Annotated in this window: 19 protein-coding genes, 1 pseudogene and 1 other annotated feature; of the genes and pseudogenes, 9 read left to right on the top strand and 11 right to left on the bottom strand. The window is 39.8% G+C overall.

Translation table 11 applies throughout. The annotated features are described in order from the left end of the window. Positions 1 to 42 precede the first annotated feature (42 nt). On the bottom strand, positions 43 to 1365 hold the full coding sequence (gene srmB, locus GM698_RS03890; RefSeq protein ID WP_209289686.1) for an ATP-dependent RNA helicase SrmB: 1323 nt from the start codon (positions 1363 to 1365) through the stop codon (positions 43 to 45). 150 nt (positions 1366 to 1515) lie between these two features. Between srmB and GM698_RS03895 the strand changes: the two genes are divergently transcribed. After that, positions 1516 to 1776, top strand: coding sequence for a GrxA family glutaredoxin (locus GM698_RS03895; protein WP_176807620.1), 261 nt, complete (start codon positions 1516 to 1518; stop codon positions 1774 to 1776). A gap of 36 nt (positions 1777 to 1812) precedes the next feature. Here GM698_RS03895 and GM698_RS03900 read toward each other — a convergent pair whose 3' ends face one another. The 4 genes and pseudogenes from GM698_RS03900 to GM698_RS03915 form a co-directional block, all read right to left on the bottom strand. Beyond that, entirely contained in the window at positions 1813 to 1914 is a 102-nt protein-coding gene (locus GM698_RS03900) for a methionine/alanine import family NSS transporter small subunit (RefSeq protein ID WP_159629004.1), read from the bottom strand. Then, positions 1914 to 3360 (bottom strand): annotated as a pseudogene (locus tag GM698_RS03905) (sodium-dependent transporter). The gene GM698_RS03900 and the pseudogene GM698_RS03905 overlap by 1 nt, the downstream one beginning before the upstream one ends. Positions 3361 to 3754: 394 nt before the next feature. Beyond that, positions 3755 to 5050 carry an HlyC/CorC family transporter gene (locus GM698_RS03910; protein ID WP_176809571.1) on the bottom strand — a complete coding sequence of 432 codons (1296 nt, stop codon included), beginning with the start codon at positions 5048 to 5050 and terminating at the stop codon, positions 3755 to 3757. Positions 5051 to 5171: 121 nt separating this feature from the next. Next, positions 5172 to 5969, bottom strand: coding sequence for an inner membrane protein YpjD (locus tag GM698_RS03915; protein ID WP_176807623.1), 798 nt, complete (start codon positions 5967 to 5969; stop codon positions 5172 to 5174). Positions 5970 to 6180: 211 nt separating this feature from the next. On the opposite strand from GM698_RS03915, the gene yceD reads away from it, so the two are divergent. The 3 genes from yceD to plsX are packed head-to-tail and all read left to right on the top strand — an operon-like array spanning position 6181 to position 7943. Further along, the gene (gene yceD / locus GM698_RS03920) at positions 6181 to 6705 is read left to right on the top strand and encodes a 23S rRNA accumulation protein YceD (RefSeq protein WP_159629000.1); all 525 of its coding nucleotides are present in this window, start codon (positions 6181 to 6183) and stop codon (positions 6703 to 6705) included. 16 nt (positions 6706 to 6721) lie between these two features. Beyond that, positions 6722 to 6892 (top strand): 50S ribosomal protein L32, encoded by a 171-nt coding sequence (rpmF, locus tag GM698_RS03925; RefSeq protein WP_159628999.1) that lies wholly within the window; start codon positions 6722 to 6724, stop codon positions 6890 to 6892. Between the two features lie 19 nt (positions 6893 to 6911). Then, positions 6912 to 7943, top strand: a complete 1032-nt coding sequence (gene plsX, locus GM698_RS03930; protein WP_176807624.1) for a phosphate acyltransferase PlsX — start codon at positions 6912 to 6914, stop codon at positions 7941 to 7943. A 26-nt stretch (positions 7944 to 7969) separates the two neighbouring features. Here the strand turns inward: plsX and hisD are convergent, their stop codons facing one another. Both hisD and hisG read right to left on the bottom strand, forming a co-directional pair. Then, positions 7970 to 9253 (bottom strand): histidinol dehydrogenase, encoded by a 1284-nt coding sequence (gene hisD / locus GM698_RS03935; RefSeq protein ID WP_209289687.1) that lies wholly within the window; start codon positions 9251 to 9253, stop codon positions 7970 to 7972. Positions 9254 to 9379: 126 nt separating this feature from the next. Continuing rightward, positions 9380 to 10279: an ATP phosphoribosyltransferase gene (gene hisG, locus GM698_RS03940; RefSeq protein ID WP_176807626.1), complete on the bottom strand. Its 900-nt coding sequence runs from the start codon at positions 10277 to 10279 to the stop codon at positions 9380 to 9382. 21 nt (positions 10280 to 10300) lie between these two features. After that, positions 10301 to 10426: a sequence feature (His leader region), on the bottom strand. A gap of 198 nt (positions 10427 to 10624) precedes the next feature. On the opposite strand from hisG, the gene GM698_RS03945 reads away from it, so the two are divergent. After that, positions 10625 to 11482, top strand: coding sequence for a phosphoribosylaminoimidazolesuccinocarboxamide synthase (locus GM698_RS03945; protein WP_209289688.1), 858 nt, complete (start codon positions 10625 to 10627; stop codon positions 11480 to 11482). A gap of 137 nt (positions 11483 to 11619) precedes the next feature. On the opposite strand, the gene ilvC is transcribed toward GM698_RS03945, so the two are convergent. Beyond that, positions 11620 to 13101 carry a ketol-acid reductoisomerase gene (gene ilvC, locus GM698_RS03950; RefSeq protein WP_209289689.1) on the bottom strand — a complete coding sequence of 494 codons (1482 nt, stop codon included), beginning with the start codon at positions 13099 to 13101 and terminating at the stop codon, positions 11620 to 11622. Positions 13102 to 13370: 269 nt separating this feature from the next. On the opposite strand from ilvC, the gene GM698_RS03955 reads away from it, so the two are divergent. Continuing rightward, positions 13371 to 14615: a paraquat-inducible protein A gene (locus GM698_RS03955; RefSeq protein ID WP_176807629.1), complete on the top strand. Its 1245-nt coding sequence runs from the start codon at positions 13371 to 13373 to the stop codon at positions 14613 to 14615. A gap of 83 nt (positions 14616 to 14698) precedes the next feature. Here GM698_RS03955 and GM698_RS03960 read toward each other — a convergent pair whose 3' ends face one another. Continuing rightward, positions 14699 to 15157: a methylglyoxal synthase gene (locus GM698_RS03960; RefSeq protein WP_159628992.1), complete on the bottom strand. Its 459-nt coding sequence runs from the start codon at positions 15155 to 15157 to the stop codon at positions 14699 to 14701. A 121-nt stretch (positions 15158 to 15278) separates the two neighbouring features. Here GM698_RS03960 and thrC point away from each other — a divergent pair, with 121 nt between their 5' ends. The 3 genes from thrC to fabR all read left to right on the top strand — a co-directional run bounded on the left by thrC (position 15279) and on the right by fabR (position 18287). Next, positions 15279 to 16553, top strand: coding sequence for a threonine synthase (thrC, locus tag GM698_RS03965; RefSeq protein WP_176807630.1), 1275 nt, complete (start codon positions 15279 to 15281; stop codon positions 16551 to 16553). Between the two features lie 215 nt (positions 16554 to 16768). After that, on the top strand, positions 16769 to 17653 hold the full coding sequence (gene oxyR / locus GM698_RS03970; RefSeq protein WP_176807631.1) for a DNA-binding transcriptional regulator OxyR: 885 nt from the start codon (positions 16769 to 16771) through the stop codon (positions 17651 to 17653). 1 nt (position 17654) lies between these two features. After that, entirely contained in the window at positions 17655 to 18287 is a 633-nt protein-coding gene (gene fabR, locus GM698_RS03975) for an HTH-type transcriptional repressor FabR (RefSeq protein WP_209289690.1), read from the top strand. 34 nt (positions 18288 to 18321) lie between these two features. On the opposite strand, the gene GM698_RS03980 is transcribed toward fabR, so the two are convergent. Both GM698_RS03980 and GM698_RS03985 read right to left on the bottom strand, forming a co-directional pair. After that, complete coding sequence (locus GM698_RS03980) at positions 18322 to 18621, bottom strand: DUF4298 domain-containing protein (protein ID WP_176807633.1); 300 nt, start codon at positions 18619 to 18621, stop codon at positions 18322 to 18324. Between the two features lie 152 nt (positions 18622 to 18773). Then, positions 18774 to 22430, bottom strand: a complete 3657-nt coding sequence (locus GM698_RS03985) for a YadA-like family protein (RefSeq protein ID WP_209289691.1) — start codon at positions 22428 to 22430, stop codon at positions 18774 to 18776. Positions 22431 to 22615 lie beyond the last annotated feature (185 nt).

A 22615-nucleotide genomic window follows, 5' to 3' on the forward strand; every position in this document is an offset into this window, starting at 1 on the left:
ATAGGTAAATCCTATTCAGCATATTTTTTCACGCCCATTCAATTAAGAAACTGCTTTGCTACTAGGCTTACGGCGTTTACCAATGTTCTTTGTATCTTTATGACGAACTTTGACTTTTTGCATCACCGCTTCTTTTTTCACTTCTTTTTTCTTTTTGATACGTGCTTTTTCTTTTTTGCTAATCACATTTAGCTCGCCATCCTTCGGGGCTTTAGTACGAGGTTCTAAACCGTCGATAACACGAGGTTTTAATGCTTCTTCTGTGTAGCGTTTAATTTTACCGAGCAGCTTGTAATCGTGAGCCTCTACTAACGAAACCGCAGAGCCTTTTTTGCCTGCACGTGCAGTACGCCCGATACGGTGGAGGTAAGTATCAGCACTGTAAGGCAAATCATAATTGATGACAAAATCCACATCATCAATATCAATACCGCGTGCTGCTACATCGGTTGAGACCAACACATTCACAACCCCCTCTTTTAAGCGAGAAATCGCCTGATTACGCTTAGTTTGTGCCATCTCGCCTTCAAGATAGGTAGAACGCAGACCTCGTTTACGCAGCGTTTCGCTCAGCTCTCGCACATCTTCACGACGGCGAACAAACACAATCGCTTTTTCAATTGAAAAATCCCCAAGCAATCGAGCCAATAATTTAGTTTTATGTTCCACATTATCCGAATGATAATACCATTGCTGAATTTTTTTACGCTCACGGCGGCTTGGTTCGGCATCAACTTTAACAGGATCGTTTAATAACCGCGTAGAAAAATCTTCCAGCGATTCCCCTTCAAGGGTTGCTGAAAATAGCCAAGTATGTTTACGCCAGCGAGTTTCAGCTGCGATTTTCTCCGCATCTTGTCCAAAACCCATTTGCAACATTCGATCGGCTTCGTCAAAAATAAGCACTTCCACCGCACGGCAGTCAAAATTCTCTTCCTTAATGTATTGCATTAAACGCCCAGGTGTTGCCACTACAATATCTTGATTGCTGTTAAATACTTCTCCGTGATTTTGATACGCCACGCCCCCCGTAATAGTTGCAATGCTTAATTTAGTAAATTGAGCAAATTCTTTTGCTTGTTCTGCCACCTGCATTGCTAATTCTCGGGTTGGTGTTAGGATTAAAATACGAGGGGCACCCGGCTTACGGCGTGGATAATCTAATAAATGCTGAATGGCGGGTAATAAAAATGCGGCTGTTTTTCCCGTTCCTGTGGGGGCAGAGCCTAGCAAATCACGCCCTTCAAGTGCAATTGGAATCGTCGCTTGTTGAATAGCTGTTGGACGACTGTAACCTTTTTTTGCTAAGGCCTTGAGTAGTTGAGGGCTTAAATCAAACTCTTTAAAAGTTATTAATTCGGTCATACTTTCCTCGGTATATTATTTTAAGATAGAGTATATCATATTAAAGGGTACGATGATGGGGAATAAATCTTACGTAAAGTTGTAAAAAATTGTTACAATGATACTGCTTGTAAAGCGTAATTTTTGATTTTTATAGAAGGAGTATTTTTTATGTTTGTTGAAATTTATGGTCGTTTATCTTGCCCATATTGCGTCCGTGCAAAAGCATTAGCAGAAAAAATGAAAAACGAATTAAACGGTTTTGATTTTAAGTTTGTGGATATGGTTGCAGAAGGCATTTCGAAAGAAGACTTAGCCCCTCGAGTTGGTAAGCCTGTTGCTACCGTACCTCAAATTTTTGTCGATAACACTCACATAGGCGGTAGTACCGATTTCCAAGCTTTTGTAAAAGAGAAATTTGGAATTGTTTAATGAAATATGACCGCTTGCAAGCGGTCATATTTTTGTTTATTTTTGCTCTTCTTTTGGTAGATGCTTAATTGAGAAAATTAATCCACCCCAAATGATCACAATCGCCACCACCATTGTAATAATTGCTGCTGTACTCATTATAGCTCTCCTTTTGGTTCATTTTTCCAAGCTAGTTTTGACAATAAATATGCCACTACAATTAATGCAATCGCCATACCCCAACCAAAGGTATTTATAAACCAGCTTGGGTAACCTTCATAGCCTTCTCGGTACACTTTGGCAATTTCACTAAACAACATAAAAGCTAATACACCTGCAGTAATTATGATACATAAACGCCAGATAAAACCTACTTTGAATGAAGAAACTTCATTTAAATGCCTCTCCAATATGCTGAGTTTTTCGCTAGTTACAATTGCAATTAAAGATACAAATGCCACAGCTACAATACCAAATTGGTTCACAAATTTATCCAATTACATCAAGCATTGGTAAGCCTGTTGTTGTACCAAATAACAACACAGAAACGATCATCATTGGAATACCCACTAATAACGTGGCTTTTACACGACCTGCATTGAGCTTATCTTGCACTGCTGCAACAATTACCTCTACCACAGAGATGAATGAAGTTAAAGCAGCAAATGTTAATGAACCGAAGAATAATACACCAACAAGGGAGCCCATTGGAGCCTGGTTAATAATAGTTGGGAAAGCAAAGAACGCTAAGCCGATACCGCCTTTTGCCACCTCATTGACCTCTTGACCTGCTGCCGTTGCCATAAAACCAAGTGCAGCAAATACACCGATACCCGCTAATAATTCAAAACCACTGTTTGCAAAACCGACAACTAAACCCGAGCCTGTTAGGTCTGTGTCCTTTTTCAGATACGATGAATAGGTAATCATAATTCCGAAGCAAATTGAGAGTGAGAAGAAAATTTGTCCGTATGCAGCAATCCACACACTCGGATCAGACAGTTTTTCCCAGTTTGGAGTAAACAACGCATCTAAGCCTTTCATCGCTCCTGGCAGCGTCAAAGAGTATCCAACTAACACTAAGAACATCACCACAAGTAATGGCATTAAAATGTTAGAGGAGGCGGAAATCCCTTTTTTGATTCCAAGAGCAAGCACTGCAATTGCCACTAACCATACAGCAATTAACGGCCCTGTAACCATTCCAACAAATTCAAAACTTACACCTTGACTTACATCACCCATTTTTAAAAACTCGCCGATGAAGAAATCAACAGGCTTTTCTCCCCAGGCTCCATTTAATGAAAAGTAGGTATAGCTTGCTGCCCAGCCAAGAACAACCGCATAGTAAATACCGATAATAGCGTTGATAAGCACTTGCCACCAACCGAAGGTTTCAAATTTTGAGCTGAAACGGCGGAATGAAAGTGGTGCACCCGCACGGTATTTATGACCGATAGCGTAATCTAAGAATAACAATGGAATACCCGCCGTCAGTAGTGCGATAATATATGGCAAAATAAACGCACCACCACCATTTTCATAAGTAGTATATGGGAAACGCCAAATATTCCCCAAGCCAACAGCAGAACCAATCGCTGCCATAATAAATGCACCACGACCGGCGAAGGTTTCTCTGGTAGATGCTTCATATTTTTGATTAGACACGAAAAATACCTCAAGTAAAAATTATTTAATCATCATTGTTTGTGTAAATAAACTGTATTGACGAGGCGAAATATGCCGAAAATTAATAGAAAAGTAAATAGAAAAAAATAAAAACAAAAGGAGGTAAATATTATATCTGATAGATTATAAATCCATAAAAAAACGATAATTAAGAACATATAACTAAAATATATCAGAAAAAAGAGGAATATAAAGATAGAGCGAGAGAAATTTAGCATAATTATTTTATGATTTTTTATAAAAAAAATAACATATTATTTACAAATAATATGTTATTTCAAAATGCCGATTTGCAAAAAAATTTAATTTTCTAACCGCTTGTATCTCTATTATCTTGCGTATTTTTTTCTGGTAAATATTCTACTTTCGCTTGTTTTACCATATTCTCTGCAACTTCAAGAATGATCACTTTAAGATTATAAAGTTCGAACTCCATTCCTTCGTCAGGAATTTTTTCCAAATGTTCTAGAATTAAACCATTAAAGGTTCTGACCTCATCAAGGGGTAAATCCCAATCAAATAATTTATTCAGATCACGTAAGTTCGCTGAGCCTTCAATAATCACTGTGCCATCTAACTGTTTCTGGACTTCTTGCTCAAGCGTTGGGGCAGATGAAGTAGTAAATTCCCCCACGATTTCTTCTAAAATATCAGCGAGCGTGACTAAACCTTTAATATCGCCATATTCATCCACCACTAAACCAATTCGCTCTTTATTCGCTTTGAAATTTATTAATTGAGTAGTAAGCGGCGTACCTTGAGGAATAAAATATACTTCATCTATCGCTCGCACCAACATCTCTTTTCTGAACTCGTTTTTCTCAAGCATTAAGCGAAATGCTTCTCGCACACGTAAAATACCAACAATATTATTATCCATATCACCTTTGTAGATAATTACTCGTGCGTGGGGGGCATGGTTAAGCTGACGCATAATTGCTTTCCAATCATCATCAATATCAATACCGCTGATATCGTTTCGAGGTACCATAATGTCATCTACCGTCACTTTTTCCATATCGAGAATAGAAACCAGCATTTCTCGATGCTCTTCTGGGATAAATTTACCCGCTTCAAGCACCACGCTACGAAGTTCTTCGGCACTTAACCCCTGCTTGTCATGTTTCTGAATACGCAATAATCTCATTAATCCAGCAATAATCATATTCATCAAAAAGACGATAGGGCTTAACATTTTTTTCAGTGGCGTTAAGATAAAACTAGCAAAAAAACCCACTTTTTCAGGATAAATGGCGGCAATGGTTTTCGGTAAAATTTCAGAAAACACCAACATAACAAAAGTGAGTAACCCCGTTGCAATTGCAATGCCAGCTTCACCTGAAAGCTTCATACCAATCATTGTGGCAATTGCTGAGGCAGCAATATTAACAAGGTTGTTACAAATTAAAATAAGGCTAAGTAGCACATCGGTACGTGCCAACAGTTTTTCCGCCAATTTTGCGCCTTTATGCCCACTGGCTGCAAGGTGTCGCATTTTATAGCGGTTTAAAGACATCAGGCCTGTTTCAGAGCCTGAAAAAAAAGCAGAGAGTACTAAAAGAATAGCTAAGGTAATAAATAAACTACTCAGGGGAATACTGTCCAAAATTAAATTCCTATATAAATTAATCGTAAAGTTATAACCTAGTCACGTTGTGGTTATAACTCGCTTTCATCTCAAAAGCCCGATTTGCAAAAAATCGGGCTTTTTTAACCGCTTGTTGCGATTAGTGGACGATCAAACGGCTACCGAAATAGCCGATTGTGAGTAGCATCATACCTGAAATCGAATAAATAAGCACCCGTTTTCCACGCCAGCGTAATTTCCACTGACCTAGAATTTGTATGTTATAGATAACCCACGCCAAGAATGAGAAAATCGCTTTGTGAATATGTTCTGAAGAAAAAAAGTTATGTAAATACACCATTCCTGAGATAAGCGTTACAGTGAGCATGGCTTGTGCAGCCAGAGTTAGTGTAAAAAAATGACGCTCCACGGTCATTAGTGGTGGCAAAACCGAACAGAAAAACATTTTTTTGCTTTTGAGCTTTTTATCTAGCCATTTTAGTTGGAATGCGTAAATTAAAGCGAGGAAAAATAACGCATAAGAGAAAAGAGCAATGCCGAGATGAAATAAAAAACCCGCATTCTCTTCCAAGTTACGGATAAAACTGCCTTGAGTTAGGCTTGCCACCGCTATGCTACAAATTGCAAAAGCATAAACAATAATCAGTGGGAACCACACTGTTTTCCATTTAAGTAGCGCAAATGTCACACATATCGCCATGATAAAACTCATAAGTGAGACGACGTTGGCAACAGTAAAGTTTTGCCCGATGACTAATATAAAATCATTATATAACGTTGCTGAATGCAAAATCATCGACAATAATCCCAATCCAAATACCAAGGTAATATTAGGATTTTTGTCTGTAGCTGTAGTACGCTCCAAATTTACCAAAGTTGGCGCAACCGAAAGTAAGCTCAACGAGTAGGCAAGAATAGCTAAAATAGAAAGTAACATTTTCTCTCATCCGTTAAATAAGAATAATTTTCAGAATTCTAATCAAAAGTGACCGCTTTCGCTAGTTTTTACTATGATTAGATAAAAATTTATCTCGAAAAATAATGACTTTTACCTCAATTTTTTGCTAGATAATAAGCCTGCGAATAATTTGGTAAAAAATAAATTTTCTTTTGACTAATTTGCTTTCTATCTGTAATATGCACACCCTATGCAAAAGGTAAAACTACCCCTTACGATTGACCCTTACAAAGACGCTCAGCGTCGAGTGGATTATGAAGGCTACATTCCTGGTAAACTTCTAAAACGCTTGGGTGAATCAGTATGTAATGTGCTAAATGATGCACAAGTTACTCTTTCGTTGTATGTTGATCCACAACGCTTAACCGTCATTAAAGGCACGGCAATAGTTAATGTGGAATTTGATTGCCAACGTTGTAGTAACACGTTTACACAAACGCTAGACTGTTCATTTTTTTTCAGTCCAGTGTCCAATATGGATCAGGCGGACAACTTGCCCGAAATTTATGAACCTATCGAAGTAAACGAGTTCGGTGAAGTAAATTTGCTAGAAATGATTGAAGATGAATTTATTCTTGAATTACCTTTAGTCCCGATGCATAGTGAAGAACACTGTGAAGTGTCCGCAACCGAACAGGTATTCGGTCAGTTGCCTGAAGAACTGGCAAGTAAACCAAATCCGTTCGCAATATTAGCTAATTTAAAGAAAAACTAGATCTAGGAGAAAGCCCGTGGCTGTTCAACAAAATAAGAAATCTCGTTCACGTCGTGATATGCGTCGTTCACACGATGCATTAACAACTGCAGCAATTTCAGTAGATAAAACAAGTGGCGAAACTCACTTCCGTCACCACGTAACTGCAGACGGTTACTACCGTGGTCGTAAAGTAATCAACAAGTAATTCCTCTTGAGGTTTTATTTTGAATGATATCACTCTTGCATTAGATGTGATGGGCGGGGACTTCGGTCCCCGTGTTACTATTCCTGCTATCGCAAAAGCCTTAACGCAAAAGTCAAATCTCTCATTTTTACTATTTGGTGATGAAAACCAAATTACGCCATTATTACAAAAATATTCTCTGCTAAATCACCCTAAAATCCAACTTCATCATACTGAACAAGTAATTGATAGCGATATTCCTTTTTCCAAAGCAATCCGTCAAAGTAAGAACAGCTCTATGCGTTTAGCAATTGAAGCGGTGAAAGAAGGAAAAGCACTAGGCTGCATAAGTGGCGGTAATACAGGAGCATTAATGGGATTAGCAAAATTACTCATTGAGCCATTACCTAATATTGAACGCCCTGCACTCACCTCTCTGATACCAACAACAAATGGTAAATCTAGTGTGATGCTGGATTTAGGTGCAAATATTGAAGTAAGTAACTACCAGCTACAACAATTTGCAGAAATGGGAAATCTATTTGCTCAGGTGATGCTGGACCTCGTTTACCCTCGCCTTTCTTTATTAAATATTGGCACAGAAGAAAACAAAGGTAAGGCACAACTTCAAGCAGTCCACCAATTACTCAAACATAGACAAGATATAAACTACATCGGTTTTATTGAAAGCGATAAATTAACCAATAATCTCACAGATGTTATTATTTGTGATGGATTCACTGGTAATATTGCCTTAAAAGCGTTAGAAGGGGCAGCAAAAAATCTGCTTTCTCTATTTAAAAAGGAGAAAGCAGATTTTAACATTTGTCGTAATACCAAACGCTATTTACTCAAACTCATTTTTTATCGTTACTACCGAAAACTACAAGAAATCAATCCTGATCGCCATAATGGAGCAACATTACTGGGCTTATCAAAAGTGATTGTGAAAAGTCACGGCGGAGCAAATGCTAATGCGTTTTACTATGCAATTGATTATGCTGTTCAGCAAATTCAGAGTGATATTCCGAATAAAATTCTACAAGGTTTAAACCAGTCTTACACAAAATAAGCGAACAAGTTGTTCGCTTGTGTGAGCTAGCCCTTTAATTTTGCAACCCTAAGACTTACTGCATTACGATGAGCATCTAACAACTCTGCACTCGCCATTTTCTCAACTGTTTCTGCTAATGCTAAAAATCCTTGCTGAGTAAGCTCCTGAACTGTCATTCGCTTACTGAAATCCGCCAATCCTAAGCTGGAATAGGTTTTAGTGTAACCATAAGTTGGCAGAACATGGTTTGTCCCGCTGGCATAATCGCCCATACTTTCTGGTGAGTAAGCACCTAAGAAAATTGAGCCTGCATTATCTAAATCGTCCAAAAGTGAACGAGGATCTTCTGTTTGAACAATTAAATGTTCAGGTGCATATTTATTACTAATTTCGACCGCTTGTTGTAAATTCTCTGCAATAAAAGTACGGCTGTGAGCCAGTGCTTTCCGTGCAGTCTCACCACGGGGCAAAACTTCAACCTGTTTTTCCAACTCTTTATCCACCGCTTTAGCTAAAGCAGCACTTGGAGTGACTAAAACCACTTGAGAGTCTGCCCCGTGCTCTGCTTGCGAGAGTAAATCACTTGCCACAAAAGCAGGATCAGCAAATTCATCTGCAATAACTAACACCTCACTTGGACCCGCTGGCATATCAATTGCCGTTCCCTGTTGCATAACCTGTCGCTTGGCTTCTGTCACAAAACTATTACCTGGTCCAAAAATTTTATCCACTTTGGCTACTGTTTCTGTGCCATTTGCCATTGCAATAATGGCTTGAGCGCCACCAATAGCATAAATAGTCTCAACTCCACACAAATTCGCAGTGTAAAGAATTTCATCTGCAATTGGCGGAGGGGAACAAAGCACTATTTTCTTACAGCCTGCAATTTTAGCAGGCACTGCAAGCATAAGCACAGTAGAAAAAAGTGGTGCTGAACCACCAGGAATATAAAGCCCCACGGCATTAATTGGGCGAGTAATCACTTGGCAGCGCACACCAGGCTGAGTTTCAATATCCACTTCTTGATTTTGTTGAGCTTTGTGAAAAGTTTGAATATTCACTTTAGCATTTTGAATCGCTTTTTTAAGCTCTGGGGAAATACGGCTCTCTGCCTGCTGAATTTGCTCTTTTGAAACAATAAGGCTGTCTAATTTAATTTTGTCAAACTGCTCACTTAATTCAAACAAGGCTTTGTCGCCATTCGCTAACACATTCGCTTTAATATTATCAACGGCTGCTTTAATACTCTCGCCAATAACTTGTGCAGGGCGATCGAGGTAGTCTTGTTTTTCGGTATCAGTAAGGTTATTCCAAATTAGGGTTTGCATATTGCTGTCCTTTTTTATGTCTATCGGATAGTTTCATAACGAACTCCATTTATTACAAGTTAACTTTTTAAAATGCTAAGCTCCAAGCCATTTAAACGGCTTAGAAAGGAGCATTATACTAAGAGACTAAGCGAGCATTTTTTCAATCGGCAATACTAAAACTGAGCTTGCGCCCATCTCTTTAAGCTTTTCCATTGTTTCCCAGAATAAATTTTCTTGACTTACCACGTGCATTGCAACACGGGTTTGATCATTCGCTAATGGGAGAATAGTTGGGTTTTCCACTCCTGGTAGCAATGCCGTAATTTCAGCTAATTTATCTTTTGGTGCGTGTAACATAATATATTTCGATTCTGTAGCTTGTTGTATGCCTCGAATACGAGCCAGTAATTTATTCACCAACGCCTGTTTTTCTGCTGATAGTGGTTCTTTACGCTGAATGACACAAGCAGTTGAATGGTAAATAGCTTCAACTTCTTTTAATCCGTTCGCTTCTAATGTAGCCCCTGATGACACCAAATCACAAATTGCATTCGCAATACCAGCACTTGGTGCAACCTCTACAGAGCCTGTTAATAAAATACTTTTAAAAGATACGCCCTGTTCTTTCATATAGCGTTTTAAAAGGTTTGGATAAGAGGTTGCAATGACTGCATTTTCTAAGTCTTTCACATTGCTATAATTTTTATCACGATCTATAGCCAGTGATAATCGACAACCGCCAAAGTCTAACTGGCAAAGTTTTTTATAATTAACGTCTTCACCTGAACTCAAACGCCCTAGCTCTTCTTCCTCTAAAACATTTTCCCCAATAATGCCAAGATCAACTACGCCATCGAACACTAAACCAGGAATATCATCATCACGCACACGCAAAATCTCAATCGGCATATTTTCTGAGTAAGCGATGAGGCGTTGATCGTTCCAAATAATTTTGACACCACATTGCTTGAGCAACTCACTACATTCCTGACTTAAACGCCCCTTTTTCTGCATAGCAATTCTTAATCGATTTTTTGTTGTCATTGTTGTTTCCTTCTTTTAAATATGAAAAAACCCTATCGAAATAGCTTCCGAGAGGGTTAAATTTTGCTTTTTATGCGTACTCGGAAGTTTCTATCTTCCGCACACACCAAATGCCCGAAAGATTATCCAGGGAAATGATGGTGATGATGCGTACGAATAAATGTCATTTTTTGTTCTCCAAATGAATGGCTTAAAAGATACGCCTAAATTTTGGCAATAGCAAGTCTTTTTTCATAAATTTTTTGTGCTTTATTTAAGCATAAACAATCAATAGCAAACGTTTGCGTAAAGCGGTATAATTTTGACAATTTTTTACAAATCAGACGAATATATAGGAATGTGAAAATGCAAATCAGCTTAAAAAAAATCTACTCAGGTAAAGTGCGTGATCTCTACGAAATTGATGAAAAACGAATGCTAATGGTGGCAACCGATCGCTTATCCGCATTTGATGTAATCTTAGATGATCCCATTCCTCGTAAAGGCGAAATTCTTACCCAAATTTCTAATTTCTGGTTTGATAAATTATCCTATATTATGCCAAATCATTTTACTGGCGATAGTGTCTTTGATGTTTTACCCAAAGAAGAAGCACAAGCAGTCCAACACCGTGCCGTGGTATGTAAACGCTTAACGCCTGTGAAAATTGAGTCTATCGTGCGTGGTTATTTAACAGGTTCGGGGCTGAAAGATTATCAACAAACGGGCACAATTTGTGGCTTGAAATTACCAAATGGTTTGGTTGAAGCAAGCAAGTTGCCACAGCCCATTTTTACCCCCTCTAGCAAAGCAGAAGTAGGCGATCACGACATTAACATCAGTTATGAAGAATGCGAACGCCAAATCGGTATAGAATTAGCAGCCAAAGTGCGTGATGCCGCACTCAAACTCTATACAGAAGCGGCAGAATATGCACTGACCAAAGGAATAATTATTTGTGATACTAAATTTGAGTTTGGGCTAGATGAAAATAACGTATTAACCTTAATGGACGAAGTACTCACGCCAGATTCTAGCCGCTTCTGGTCGATTGATACTTACCAAGAAGGCACAAATCCACCTTCATTTGATAAACAATTCGTACGTGATTGGCTAGAAAGCAGCGGTTGGAACAAGCAAGCCCCTGCCCCACAAGTACCCACTGAGGTGATTGAAAAAACTGTCGCAAAATACCAAGAAGCGCTCGATTTATTGACTAAATAATAACAAGCGGTTGTTTTTTTAATGATATTTTGCAAAAGAAAAAGTGCAATATTACTACCGCACTTTTGCAAAAAATTTCGTTTTTTCGACCGCTTGTAGGGGCAATTATCATTTGCCCCTTCCATACCAAATCACCATTAATTTTGTGAAGAAATACGTTTCATATCCGTCATATAACCACGTAATTCTTGACCAATTAACTCAATTGGGTGGTTACGGATGGCATCATTTACGTCACGCAATGTAACGTTGTCAATTTCAACTGCCGGTGTTGGTTCGCCTAAATCACCTTTTTCTAAGGTTGGAATAATTTTCTCCGCTAAAATTGGGGTTGCAACGTGAGAGAATAGGTAATTGCCGTATTCTGCAGTGTCGGAAATAACCACATTCATTTCATATAAACGTTTACGAGCAATGGTATTTGCGATTAACGGTAACTCGTGTAGCGATTCGTAGTACGCAGATTCTTCATAAATACCTGCTGAAACCATTGTGTCAAACGCTAATTCAACCCCTGCTTTTACCATTGCAACCATTAACACGCCGTTATCAAAATATTCTTGTTCCGCAATTTTAATGCCGTCTGCTTGTGGTGCGTTTTCAAAGGCAGTTTTGCCGGTTTCTTCACGCCATTTTAATAAGTTCGCATCGCCATTTTTCCAGTCTGCCATCATCGTTGATGAGAACTCACCGCTAATAATATCGTCCATATGTTTTTCAAATAAGAACGCTAATTCTTCTTTGATTTGCTCAGAAAGCTCAAATGCACGTAATTTTGCACTGTTAGACAAGCGATCCATCATTAAGGTGATACCACCTTGTTTTAATGCTTCCGTAATCGCTTCCCAACCAAATTGGATCAATTTACCTGCGTATGCTGGATCTTTACCTTCTGCCACTAGCTTGTCATAACATACAATTGAACCTGCTTGTAGCATACCGCAAAGAATAGTTTGCTCACCCATTAAGTCAGATTTCACTTCTGCTACGAATGAAGATTCTAATACGCCTGCACGGTCACCACCCGTTGCACTTGCCCAGGCTTTCGCAATCGCTAATCCCTCGCCTTTCGGGTCATTTTCTGGGTGAACTGCAATTAAAGTCGGCACGCCAAAGCCACGCTTGTACTCTTCACGCACTTCTGTACCTGGGCATTTTGGGGCTGTCATCACAACGGTGATGTCTGGGCGGATTTGCTCGCCTTCTTCCACAATGTTGAAACCGTGTGAATAACCAAAGGCTGCCCCCTGTTTCATTAATGGCATTACATCTGCAACTACTTTTGAGTGCTGTTTGTCTGGGGTTAAGTTGATCACTAAATCTGCTTCAGGAATTAATTGTTCGTAAGTACCCACTACGAAGCCGTTTTCTGAAGCACGCTTAAATGATGCACGTTTTTCAGCAATTGCTTCAGCACGCAATGCGTAAGCGATATCTAATCCGCTATCACGCATATTTAAACCTTGGTTTAGACCTTGTGCCCCACAGCCTACAATAACCACTTTTTTGCCTTTTAAGAAATCGCAACCATCTACGAATTCGTTTCTATCCATAAAACGGCAGCGACCTAGTTGATCTAATGTTTGACGTAAATTTAATGTATTAAAATAGTTAGACATTGTTGTCTCCTTAATTAAATGAGGTTGTGAAGTGATTATACATTAACGCATTATTGCGTAAATTGAAAATATTAACATTTTATATTGCAAAATACGCAATTATTTTTTATTTGCACATTTTTTTGAAAATTTAACCGCTTGCAATCTTCCAGATAAAGTAGAAAATAGCGATTTAAATTGGCAATAGATAAGATGGCACTTTAACTATCTTATATTTAATAATGCGTAGGACAGGTCGATATACTCGCCCCACAAGATAAAAGATAAAAATGAAGATCAAAAGCATTGTTCTACAAACCTGCCTTGAATGTGGTCAAGCAGTGCGAGTTTCTTTAGCAGAAAAAGGAGACTCCCTCTGCCCGACTTGCAATCATATTATACGAAAAGGCAATACCTGGAGCTTACATCGCAGTGCATTTCTCGCATTAGCGATCTTGATTTTATTGCCGTTTGCTCTTGGCTTTCCGCTACTCAGCATTGATTTACTTGGCGTAAAAATTAATGCAACCGTCTGGGACGGCATTTGGAAAATGGCAACTGCAGGCTATCATTACACCGCATTTATGGTATTAGTCTGTGCTGTAATTATGCCTGTTGTTTTCGTTTTGTTGATTTTAACTATTCAAATCCAACAAATCACCCGCCAGCGCCCTCGTTATACATTAATATTTCTCACTAAAATTCAAGAGTGGGTAATGCTTGACGTTTATTTAATTGCACTTGCCGTTGCCGCTTTTAAAATTCGGGATTATGCCGATTTACAATTTGATAGCAATTTAATCGCTTTCGTATTGGTGGCAATACTAAACACGCTCCTTTTTATCAAAATAGAACCTAAACAAGCCTGGGAGCAATTTTACCCTGAATATCACTCGCTACCTTTTGATCACAATAGTAAGCCAACGCTTTGCCCAACTTGCGAATACTGTTTTGATGAAACCATTTTAGACTTGAAGGGACAACAACGCTGCCCTCGTTGTGAGAGCAATTTATCGATTGCCGATAATATTAAAATTCAGCGTATATGGGCATCTTTGATTGCTGGCACGATTATGATGATTCCTGCCAATATTTTCCCAATTTCAATTACCGAAATGGCCGGCAAAGTGTCAGCAGATTCATTAATGTCAGGAGTGATTTTATTTGTTGAAATGGGCAGTTATCTTGTGGCTGCTATTGTATTTGTCGCAAGTATTGCTGTGCCTGTGAGTAAAATAACGATTATTTTGTATCTATTACTCGCGATTCACTACAAATGGCAGCACCCAATACACTTACAAATGAAATTACTCCATTACGTTCACTTTATAGGGCGTTGGTCAATGCTTGATTTATTTGTACTTTCATTGATGATGTCGCTACTTGAACGTGGGCAAATTTTAAGTTTTTCGGTAGGCGAAGCTGCTTTCTATTTTGGTGCAGCGGTTTTCCTAACAATGTTTGCCTCCGCCAATTTGGACGCTAGAATGCTGTGGAAGATTCATTTTGATCATCACGCAAAAACGCATAATTAAGTTGAGATTGCAAATTAGGTAAATGTGTAATGACAAGCGGTCAATTTTTATAAAAATATGACCGCTTGTTATCAGCGATAATGCTAACCCAAACGATCAGCTAAATAACCATCATAATCTGGCACAATGACCTCAACTTCTTGGTTAAATAAATCAGCATTTAACAGAAAATTGGCAGAAGTTTCATTAATTGCCACAGGAATATTCCACACCGTTGCAATTCGCATTAAGGCTTTAACATCTGGGTCGTGCGGGGCGGCATTCATTGGATCCCAAAAGAAAATTAACATATCAATTTTCTTTTCTGCAATCAGCCCGCCTAATTGTTGATCTCCGCCCATTGGTCCGCTCATTAACGAGGTAATTTCAAACCCTATTTCTCTGGCAAGCAAATGCCCTGTCGTCCCCGTTGCATAGAGTTTATGAGAGATAAGCTGCGATTTATGCGCTTGTGCCCAACGAATTAAATCAAGCTTGCAGCTGTCGTGAGCAACCAAAGCAATCTGTTTTTGTTTTGCAATTTTTCGTGTTGTGGTTTCCATTTTTATCTCCTTTGCAACATTTTTACGAAATCATACCGCTTATTTCTCGCTTTTGCATTGACTAATCACTGCTTATAGCTAAAATCAGTTAAAAATGGCTATTTTAAACAAGGACCCCTCAATGAACTTATACAACATCAAACATCCTCAAGAGCAAGTCAATTTCGCCCAAGCCGTACGCCAAGGTTTAGGCACAAATCAAGGATTATTTTTCCCTGACATTTTACCCAAATTAGACAATATTGACGAATTACTTGATTTACCTTTAGTAGAACGTAGCCAAAAAATTCTTTCCGCATTAATCGGGGAAGAATTACCCACAGAAACGTTAAATGCAATGGTAAAAAATGCGTTTACGTTCCCTGCACCGCTTGCCAAAGTCAATGATAATATTTATGCGTTAGAATTATTTCATGGTCCAACCCTAGCCTTTAAAGACTTTGGTGGACGTTTTATGGCTCAAGCGTTAGCGAATGTGCGTGGCGATGGTAAAATTACTATTTTAACCGCAACTTCAGGTGATACTGGAGCGGCAGTGGCTCACGCATTCTATGGCTTAGAGAATATCAATGTGGTGATTCTTTATCCAAAAGGTAAAATCAGCCGATTACAAGAAAAATTATTCTGTACATTAGGCGGTAATATTCGCACGGTGGCGATTGAGTCAGATTTTGATGCGTGCCAAGCATTAGTAAAACAAGCCTTTGATGATGTAGAACTTCGCCAAGCAATCGGTTTGAACTCGGCAAACTCTATTAACATCAGCCGCCTATTGGCTCAAGTTTGTTATTACTTTGAAGCAGTAGCACAGCTACCTAAAGAAAAACGTGATAACGTTATAATATCTGTACCAAGTGGTAACTTTGGTAACTTAACAGCTGGTTTAATTGCCAAGTCAATGGGCTTACCTATTAAACGCTTTATTGCCTCAACGAATGCTAACGATACCGTTCCACGCTATTTACAATCAGGCAAATGGGAGCCAAATGCAACCATTGCAACCCTTTCTAATGCAATGGATGTAAGTCGTCCAAATAACTGGCCACGTGTTGAAGAATTATTTAAACGTAATAACTGGAGCTTATCAAATTTAGGCTCAGCCACATTAAATGATGAAGAAACTGAAGCAGCCTTAAAAGCCCAATATGCAGAAGGTTATTTATGCGAGCCACACGGTGCAATTGCTTACCAAAGCTTAAAAGACCAACTACAAGCAGGCGAAACAGGTATTTTCTTATGTACCGCTCACCCAGCTAAATTTAAAGAATCTGTTGAGCGTATTTTAGACATTGAATTACCACTTCCAGAAGCATTAGATAAACACAATAAATTACCGCTGTTATCTGATGAAATGCCCGCAGATTTTGCCACCTTACGTGCTTATTTATTAAAATAAATCGCGTCTAAATGGGGCATTAAGCCCCATTTTCTGTTATTGAGAAAATTCTCCTCGTCTCTTATTAATTTATTTAACCGAATTAAAAATCAAAACTTATCGTCAAATCCTATCAACTAACAAAGTTATATTGTAAAATGCTCAACATTAACCTTGCAAATATGGCATAATCCACCCATCGGATGAATAGGAAAATATCAAATTGGAGAAATAAATTGAATATTCGAGATTTAGAATACCTAATTGCCCTAGCAGACTATAAACATTTCCGCCGTGCGGCAGAATCTTGTAATGTCAGCCAACCAACATTAAGTGGGCAAATCCGTAAATTAGAACAGGAGCTAGGCACAATTTTACTAGAACGCACCAGCCGAAAAGTGCTTTTTACGCAAGCAGGCTTAACGCTAGTGGAACAAGCAAAAGTCGTATTAAGAGAAGTGAAGATTCTAAAAGAAATGGCAAGCAATCAAGGTAAAGAGATGTCTGGCCCACTTCATATTGGGGTCATCCCTACACTCGGGCCTTATCTTTCTCCCATCATTATTCCTGCATTGAAAAAAGAGTTTACTGATTTAGAGCTTTATCTTTACGAATTACAAACCAATCAACTATTAGATCATCTTGAATCAGGGCAATTAGATTGCGGAATTATCTCATTTGTCAAAGAAAGTGAACCTTTTATCGAAGTACCTATTTTTGATGAAGAAATTTATTTAGTTGTGCCAGAAAATCACGAATGGGCGAAGCTAGATAAATTAGATATCGGTTTATTAAAGAACAAAGAGTTACTATTCCTTGATGGTGGGCATTGCTTACGAACCCATACGCTTGATTACTGTTTATCTATTGGTGCAAAAGAAAATCCGCATTTTAAAGCAACTAATTTAGAAACTTTACGCAATATGGTTGCAGCAAATATCGGTATAGCACTGATGCCTAAACTAGCAGCCAAGCCAACAGAGGGCATTTGCTATATACCTTTTAATAATCCCAAACCCTTCCGTACAGTGGGTATGGTTTACCGACCAGGTTCACCATTACGTGTTCGCTATGAGCGTTTAGCCCAAGCAATCACACAGATTACCAAAGCTGAGGTTTAAAATGGTAAATGTAGTCAGCATACGAGCCATTCAAAAAGAAAAAACACGCAGAGCATTAGTTGAGGCTGCGTTTAACCAATTAAGTCCAGAAAAAAGCTTTTCCAACCTCAGCCTAAGAGAAGTTGCCCGTGAAGCAGGCGTTGCCCCAACGTCGTTTTATCGCCATTTCAAAGATATGGACGAGCTAGGCTTAGCAATGGTTGATGAGTCTGGTTTACTGCTCCGACAATTAATGCGTCAGGCACGCAAACGAATTGCTAACGGTGGCAGCGTTGTGATTGTATCCGTTGACACTTTTTTTGAATTAATTGCCGATAGACCTAATGTATTCCGATTACTGCTACGAGAAAGCTCGGGTACATCACAAGCCTTTAGAACTGCCGCTTCACGAGAAATCCAGCACTTTGTTGCCGAATTAGCTGATTACATTATGGGAAAAGATAACCACAGCAAGCGAGCACTCGCCTATATTCAAGCGGAAGGATTGGTGACTTTAGTGTTTACTGCTGGCTCTCACGCACTAGATATGAATAACCAAGAACGAGAAAAGCTCAAACAACGTGTGATTATGCAGCTTAGAATGTTAATTCGTGGTTCTGCTTATTACGCTAACAAACAAGTCCCTCACGAATAAAAAATAGATGCTCACTTTAGCATCTGTTTTTATTTTATTCTTTCGTAATATATGCGGTTGATAATTTCAACCACTCTAACGCTAATTGATGTTGTTCTGATAACGCATTCCACAGCGCATCTTCAGACAACACACTATAATTGCCCTTTGTCTCTAACTCTTCATTAAAACTTTCATGCAATTTACGCCATTTCGGACCATCATAAAATTGGCTTAATGGCTCTAAAAGCTCGACGGCTTTCTTCCACTGTTCAAGGCTTTTTTCCAACTCAGGCAGTAATTCCGCCCATTCGTTATAACGATCTTGCATTTTTTGGATGTCTTCTTTTTTCATTATTCCTCCATTACAAGCGGTTGAATTTTAGCAATTTTTTGCAACTGCTACATAATAGCAAAATTTTAACAAAATTTAACCGCTTGTGCTGATTGCTCTATACCAAGTAAAAATCCCTTTCCAAGAAAGGGATTTAAACCACTATAAATAAATTACCACTGGTAACCAACTCCCATAGAGCCACCAAAGTCTCCGCTAGTATTCGCATTACCTTGTAATTTCAAGATAACTTTGCCGTTATCGCTTGAGCGAGAGTAACCCACTGCAACTGCATTTTCACCTTTGAAAGTGCCTGCTGATGCAGCAATCATTGATTTACCTGGAATGTAAACCTGTGGTAAGCCTGCTGCGGCATTCGCCCCTGCAATGCCTGCTCGCAAGTTACGATTGTTACGGTTGATCTTATTATCAAGATGACTTACCGCACCTTTTAACTGGTTTACATTCACTGCATCTGTGCCTTTCACACCTGGAGCAACATTTGTAATACGTGTTGGAGCATTATTCGTACCCACCAAGTTCACTTCATTTACACCGTCTTGTGCAATAGATGAACTGATAGTGGTATTGCCTACTTTCACGGTATCAAATTCAGGAGTACTTGAAGTGGCAACTTCAACTGTTGAATCTTTACGTGAAACAACCATATTTTTACCACCAGAAACCGTTACTTTCCCTTTATTTTTTACCTTTTTAGATCCCTGTTCTGAACCTTCAGCAGTCTTGCCGCCAACAGCGAGATCCCAACCGATATTATCTAATTCACTCTGTAATTGACCGCCTGGGCCTTGTGGCCCCTGTGGACCGATAGGCCCTGTTGGCCCTACAGCACCTGTTTCACCTTTAGGACCCACTTCACCACGGTCACCTTTGGCACCCGCTGGCCCCTGTGGACCGATAGGCCCTGCTGGCCCTACAGCACCTGCTTCACCTTTAGGACCCACTTCACCACGGTCACCTTTGGCACCCGCTGGCCCCTGTGGACCGATAGGCCCTGCTGGCCCTACAGCACCTGCTTCACCTTTAGGACCCGCTTCACCACGGTCGCCTTTGGCACCGTTTTTGATCGTTAGTACTTCTCGGGTGCCGTCTGGCTTGATGATGGTTAAATCATAGCCATAATCGCGCTCTTGTTTGCTGATACTGGTACCCTTAACAGTGATAAGCTGCACACCCTCAGCAGTAGTTTCGCCTGATACCTGTACGCCATTATCACCGACAAACTTTACCATACCACCGTTTTGAATGACCTTACTAAATGTAAAGTCATTCACAGGAGCACCCACATTGCCAGTACCAATCGCCCAAGCCATCGCACGCAAATCGCCCACCGTGGCTGCCGTGTCATCTTTGATTTTCGGATCATTAAGATTCAAAAGCCCTGTACTATCTACCTTAGTCAAACCACTTTTCAGATTGTTTAAAATCATTGGCGTTTTGGTAGAGCCATCATGATTTTTCAACGCAACGCTGAGCGGATTGTCTTCGGTGACTGTTACTGTAGCACCATCTTCATCAACAAAAGTGCCATCAGGCTTTTTGTACACTTTCTTACCGTCTTTGTTGACATAGATGACAGGAATTTGGTCCAAAGTACCTTTTGCCACAAAGTATAGCTGCGATCCGTTAATCGCATCGGTTGAGCTCTCGGTAATAGCACCAGCCGCCACATTTTGGATACGGCGTTCTTTGTCTTTATCACCCACCGAGATCACACCTGTGGTGATATCTGCATTGCCTACAAAATTGCCATAGGTAACATTATTAATAGTAGCATCTGCTGCTTTTACCAAACCTGCAGTATTATTACCTACGGTATAGGCTGAATTTGAACCTAAAAATACAGAGTTATTAGTAGTCTGGGTAATACTATTACCTAAGGCAAAGACATCGTTTTGTCCTTGTACCAAGTTATTATCATTACCCACCGAATAGGAATTATTGGCATCAATAGTGCTTGGATTACCAAAAGCACCTGAATTGTTGCCATTAACGGTATTGCCCTTACCGATAGAAATCGCATTGTCGCCAAGTGCTTTTGCACCTGTACCGATGGCAATAGCATTTATCTTACTAGCATACGCACCTGTACCTAACGCAATCGCATCGTCTGCAGTGGCACGAGTACCATTCGGATTATGCACGCCATCGGTATTCTTGCCATCAGTTTCTACCGCCCCAATGGCAATCGTACGCTTACCTGTAGCTTGTGCTGAATGCCCTACTGCAAATGCACCATCTGCTATGGCAGATGCCACATTGCCGATAGCGGTCGCATAACTACCAGATGCTACCGATTCACGCCCCATAGAGAGCGTGCTATTGCCTGTTGCCTGCGCCCCCTGACCAACAGCGACACTATTATAACCTTTGGCGGATACTGCTGAACCCACGCCTACTGCATAAGTGCCTTTAGCTTGGGCATATCCACCGATAGCAGTTGCCCCTTTTCCTGCGGTGGCTTTATCGCCCAATGCCACACCATTTATAGATTGAAATACTTTGATATTTTGGGAAACCTGCGTGGGTGCTACGGTGTTATGGTCGGTTGAAAAATTAGGATTTTGTCTAAACCCAATGCCTGGATTCTGACCACTTGCAACAGTAGCCCCCCTACCAATCGCCACAGAATTAGCTACAGCACTGGTATCTTTATCACCAATTTTAACCCCTTGCTGGGCGTCAAACTGCAAGCTAGACAAACCCTTCACATGCGAACTTAGCTCCACCGATACAGTGTTGGTGACAGTGTCAATGGTGGTGATGATATTTTGGGTATCAGCACGATTTTTAGCATCTGTATCTTTTTTTTCTGTTTTTGTGTCTGTTTGAGCAGCAGTCTCTTTACCCTTAATTCCTAGCACACGATTAGGCATAGTTTTGGCAGTGGCTGTATCAATGGCAGGCTTGTCAGCAGACAAATCTTTATCGGCAAAGTATTTGGCGGCCGTGGCTTTTAACTGTGCCACATTGACCGCATCAGAGTCGGCACTCCCTGCGGCCACATTGATGATTTGGCGAGTGGTTTCATCTGTTGCACCTACCGACACTGCACCATTTTCAGTGCCTTTGACGGTTGCCAAAATACCAGCATTATCTGCTTCGGTATTGGTTGGCGAATACACGCTGTTTTGGGCAGCATTCGGTGTGGTGATGGCGGTGGTTGTACCTTCTGGCAGTCCAGCACGATCTGCCAAAGAGAGCGAACCCAATGCAATTGAACCTTGTTTTTTTGCAATAGCATTTACACCAACAGCAATGCTTTCTTTAGCCATAGCAGTAGAACTTACACCGACAGCGATACTTGTCTCACTCATAGCTTTGGCAGCCGTACCTAATGCGGTTGCAGCAATTTCGCTCGCTTGAGCATATGCACCAAATGCTGATGCATACTCGCCATCAGCTTTTGCATTACTACCCACTGCTGTACTATATTTAGCATTTGCTTTTGTGTCATAGCCAATTGCTACGCCATATTCACGCTCAGCCCAAGCACCATATCCTAATGACAATCTCCCATATATCGGATCAAAAAGATAGGTCATATTGTTTTTATAAACATCATTGCCGCCACATCTTTCCATTAACCTATCAAAGTCATCATTAAAATCCCCTCCTTGCAATTCTCCTAAGTTGGAAATACAAGTGTAATCGATCGCGTTCCCTATTATGCGATGAGTGGCGTTTGTTGGAGGAAGTACAGGCGTAAGCTGAGCAATTGCATTTGGAATAGCCAGTATGACCGAAGCAGCCAATGCACTCAGCGTTAATATTTTGACAGTGCTACGGCACTTTCCTTGATTTAGCATTTTCACATACAGCTTGAAAGGTGTATGTATGTGTGTGTGTGTGTGTGGGGGGGGGGGGTAAAAACTACACGATAGATTTTATTCATATTGTCCTCTTTATATAGGTAATTTTCATTATTTAAAAAAAGCCGTGTATATTATCAAATTACTTATAATTTGTCTTGTTGCTTTATTTAAAAATCCAG

Origin of the sequence: Mannheimia sp. ZY171111 (genome assembly GCF_017750945.1) — a bacterium.
Classification (GTDB): Bacteria; Pseudomonadota; Gammaproteobacteria; order Enterobacterales; family Pasteurellaceae; genus Mannheimia; species Mannheimia pernigra.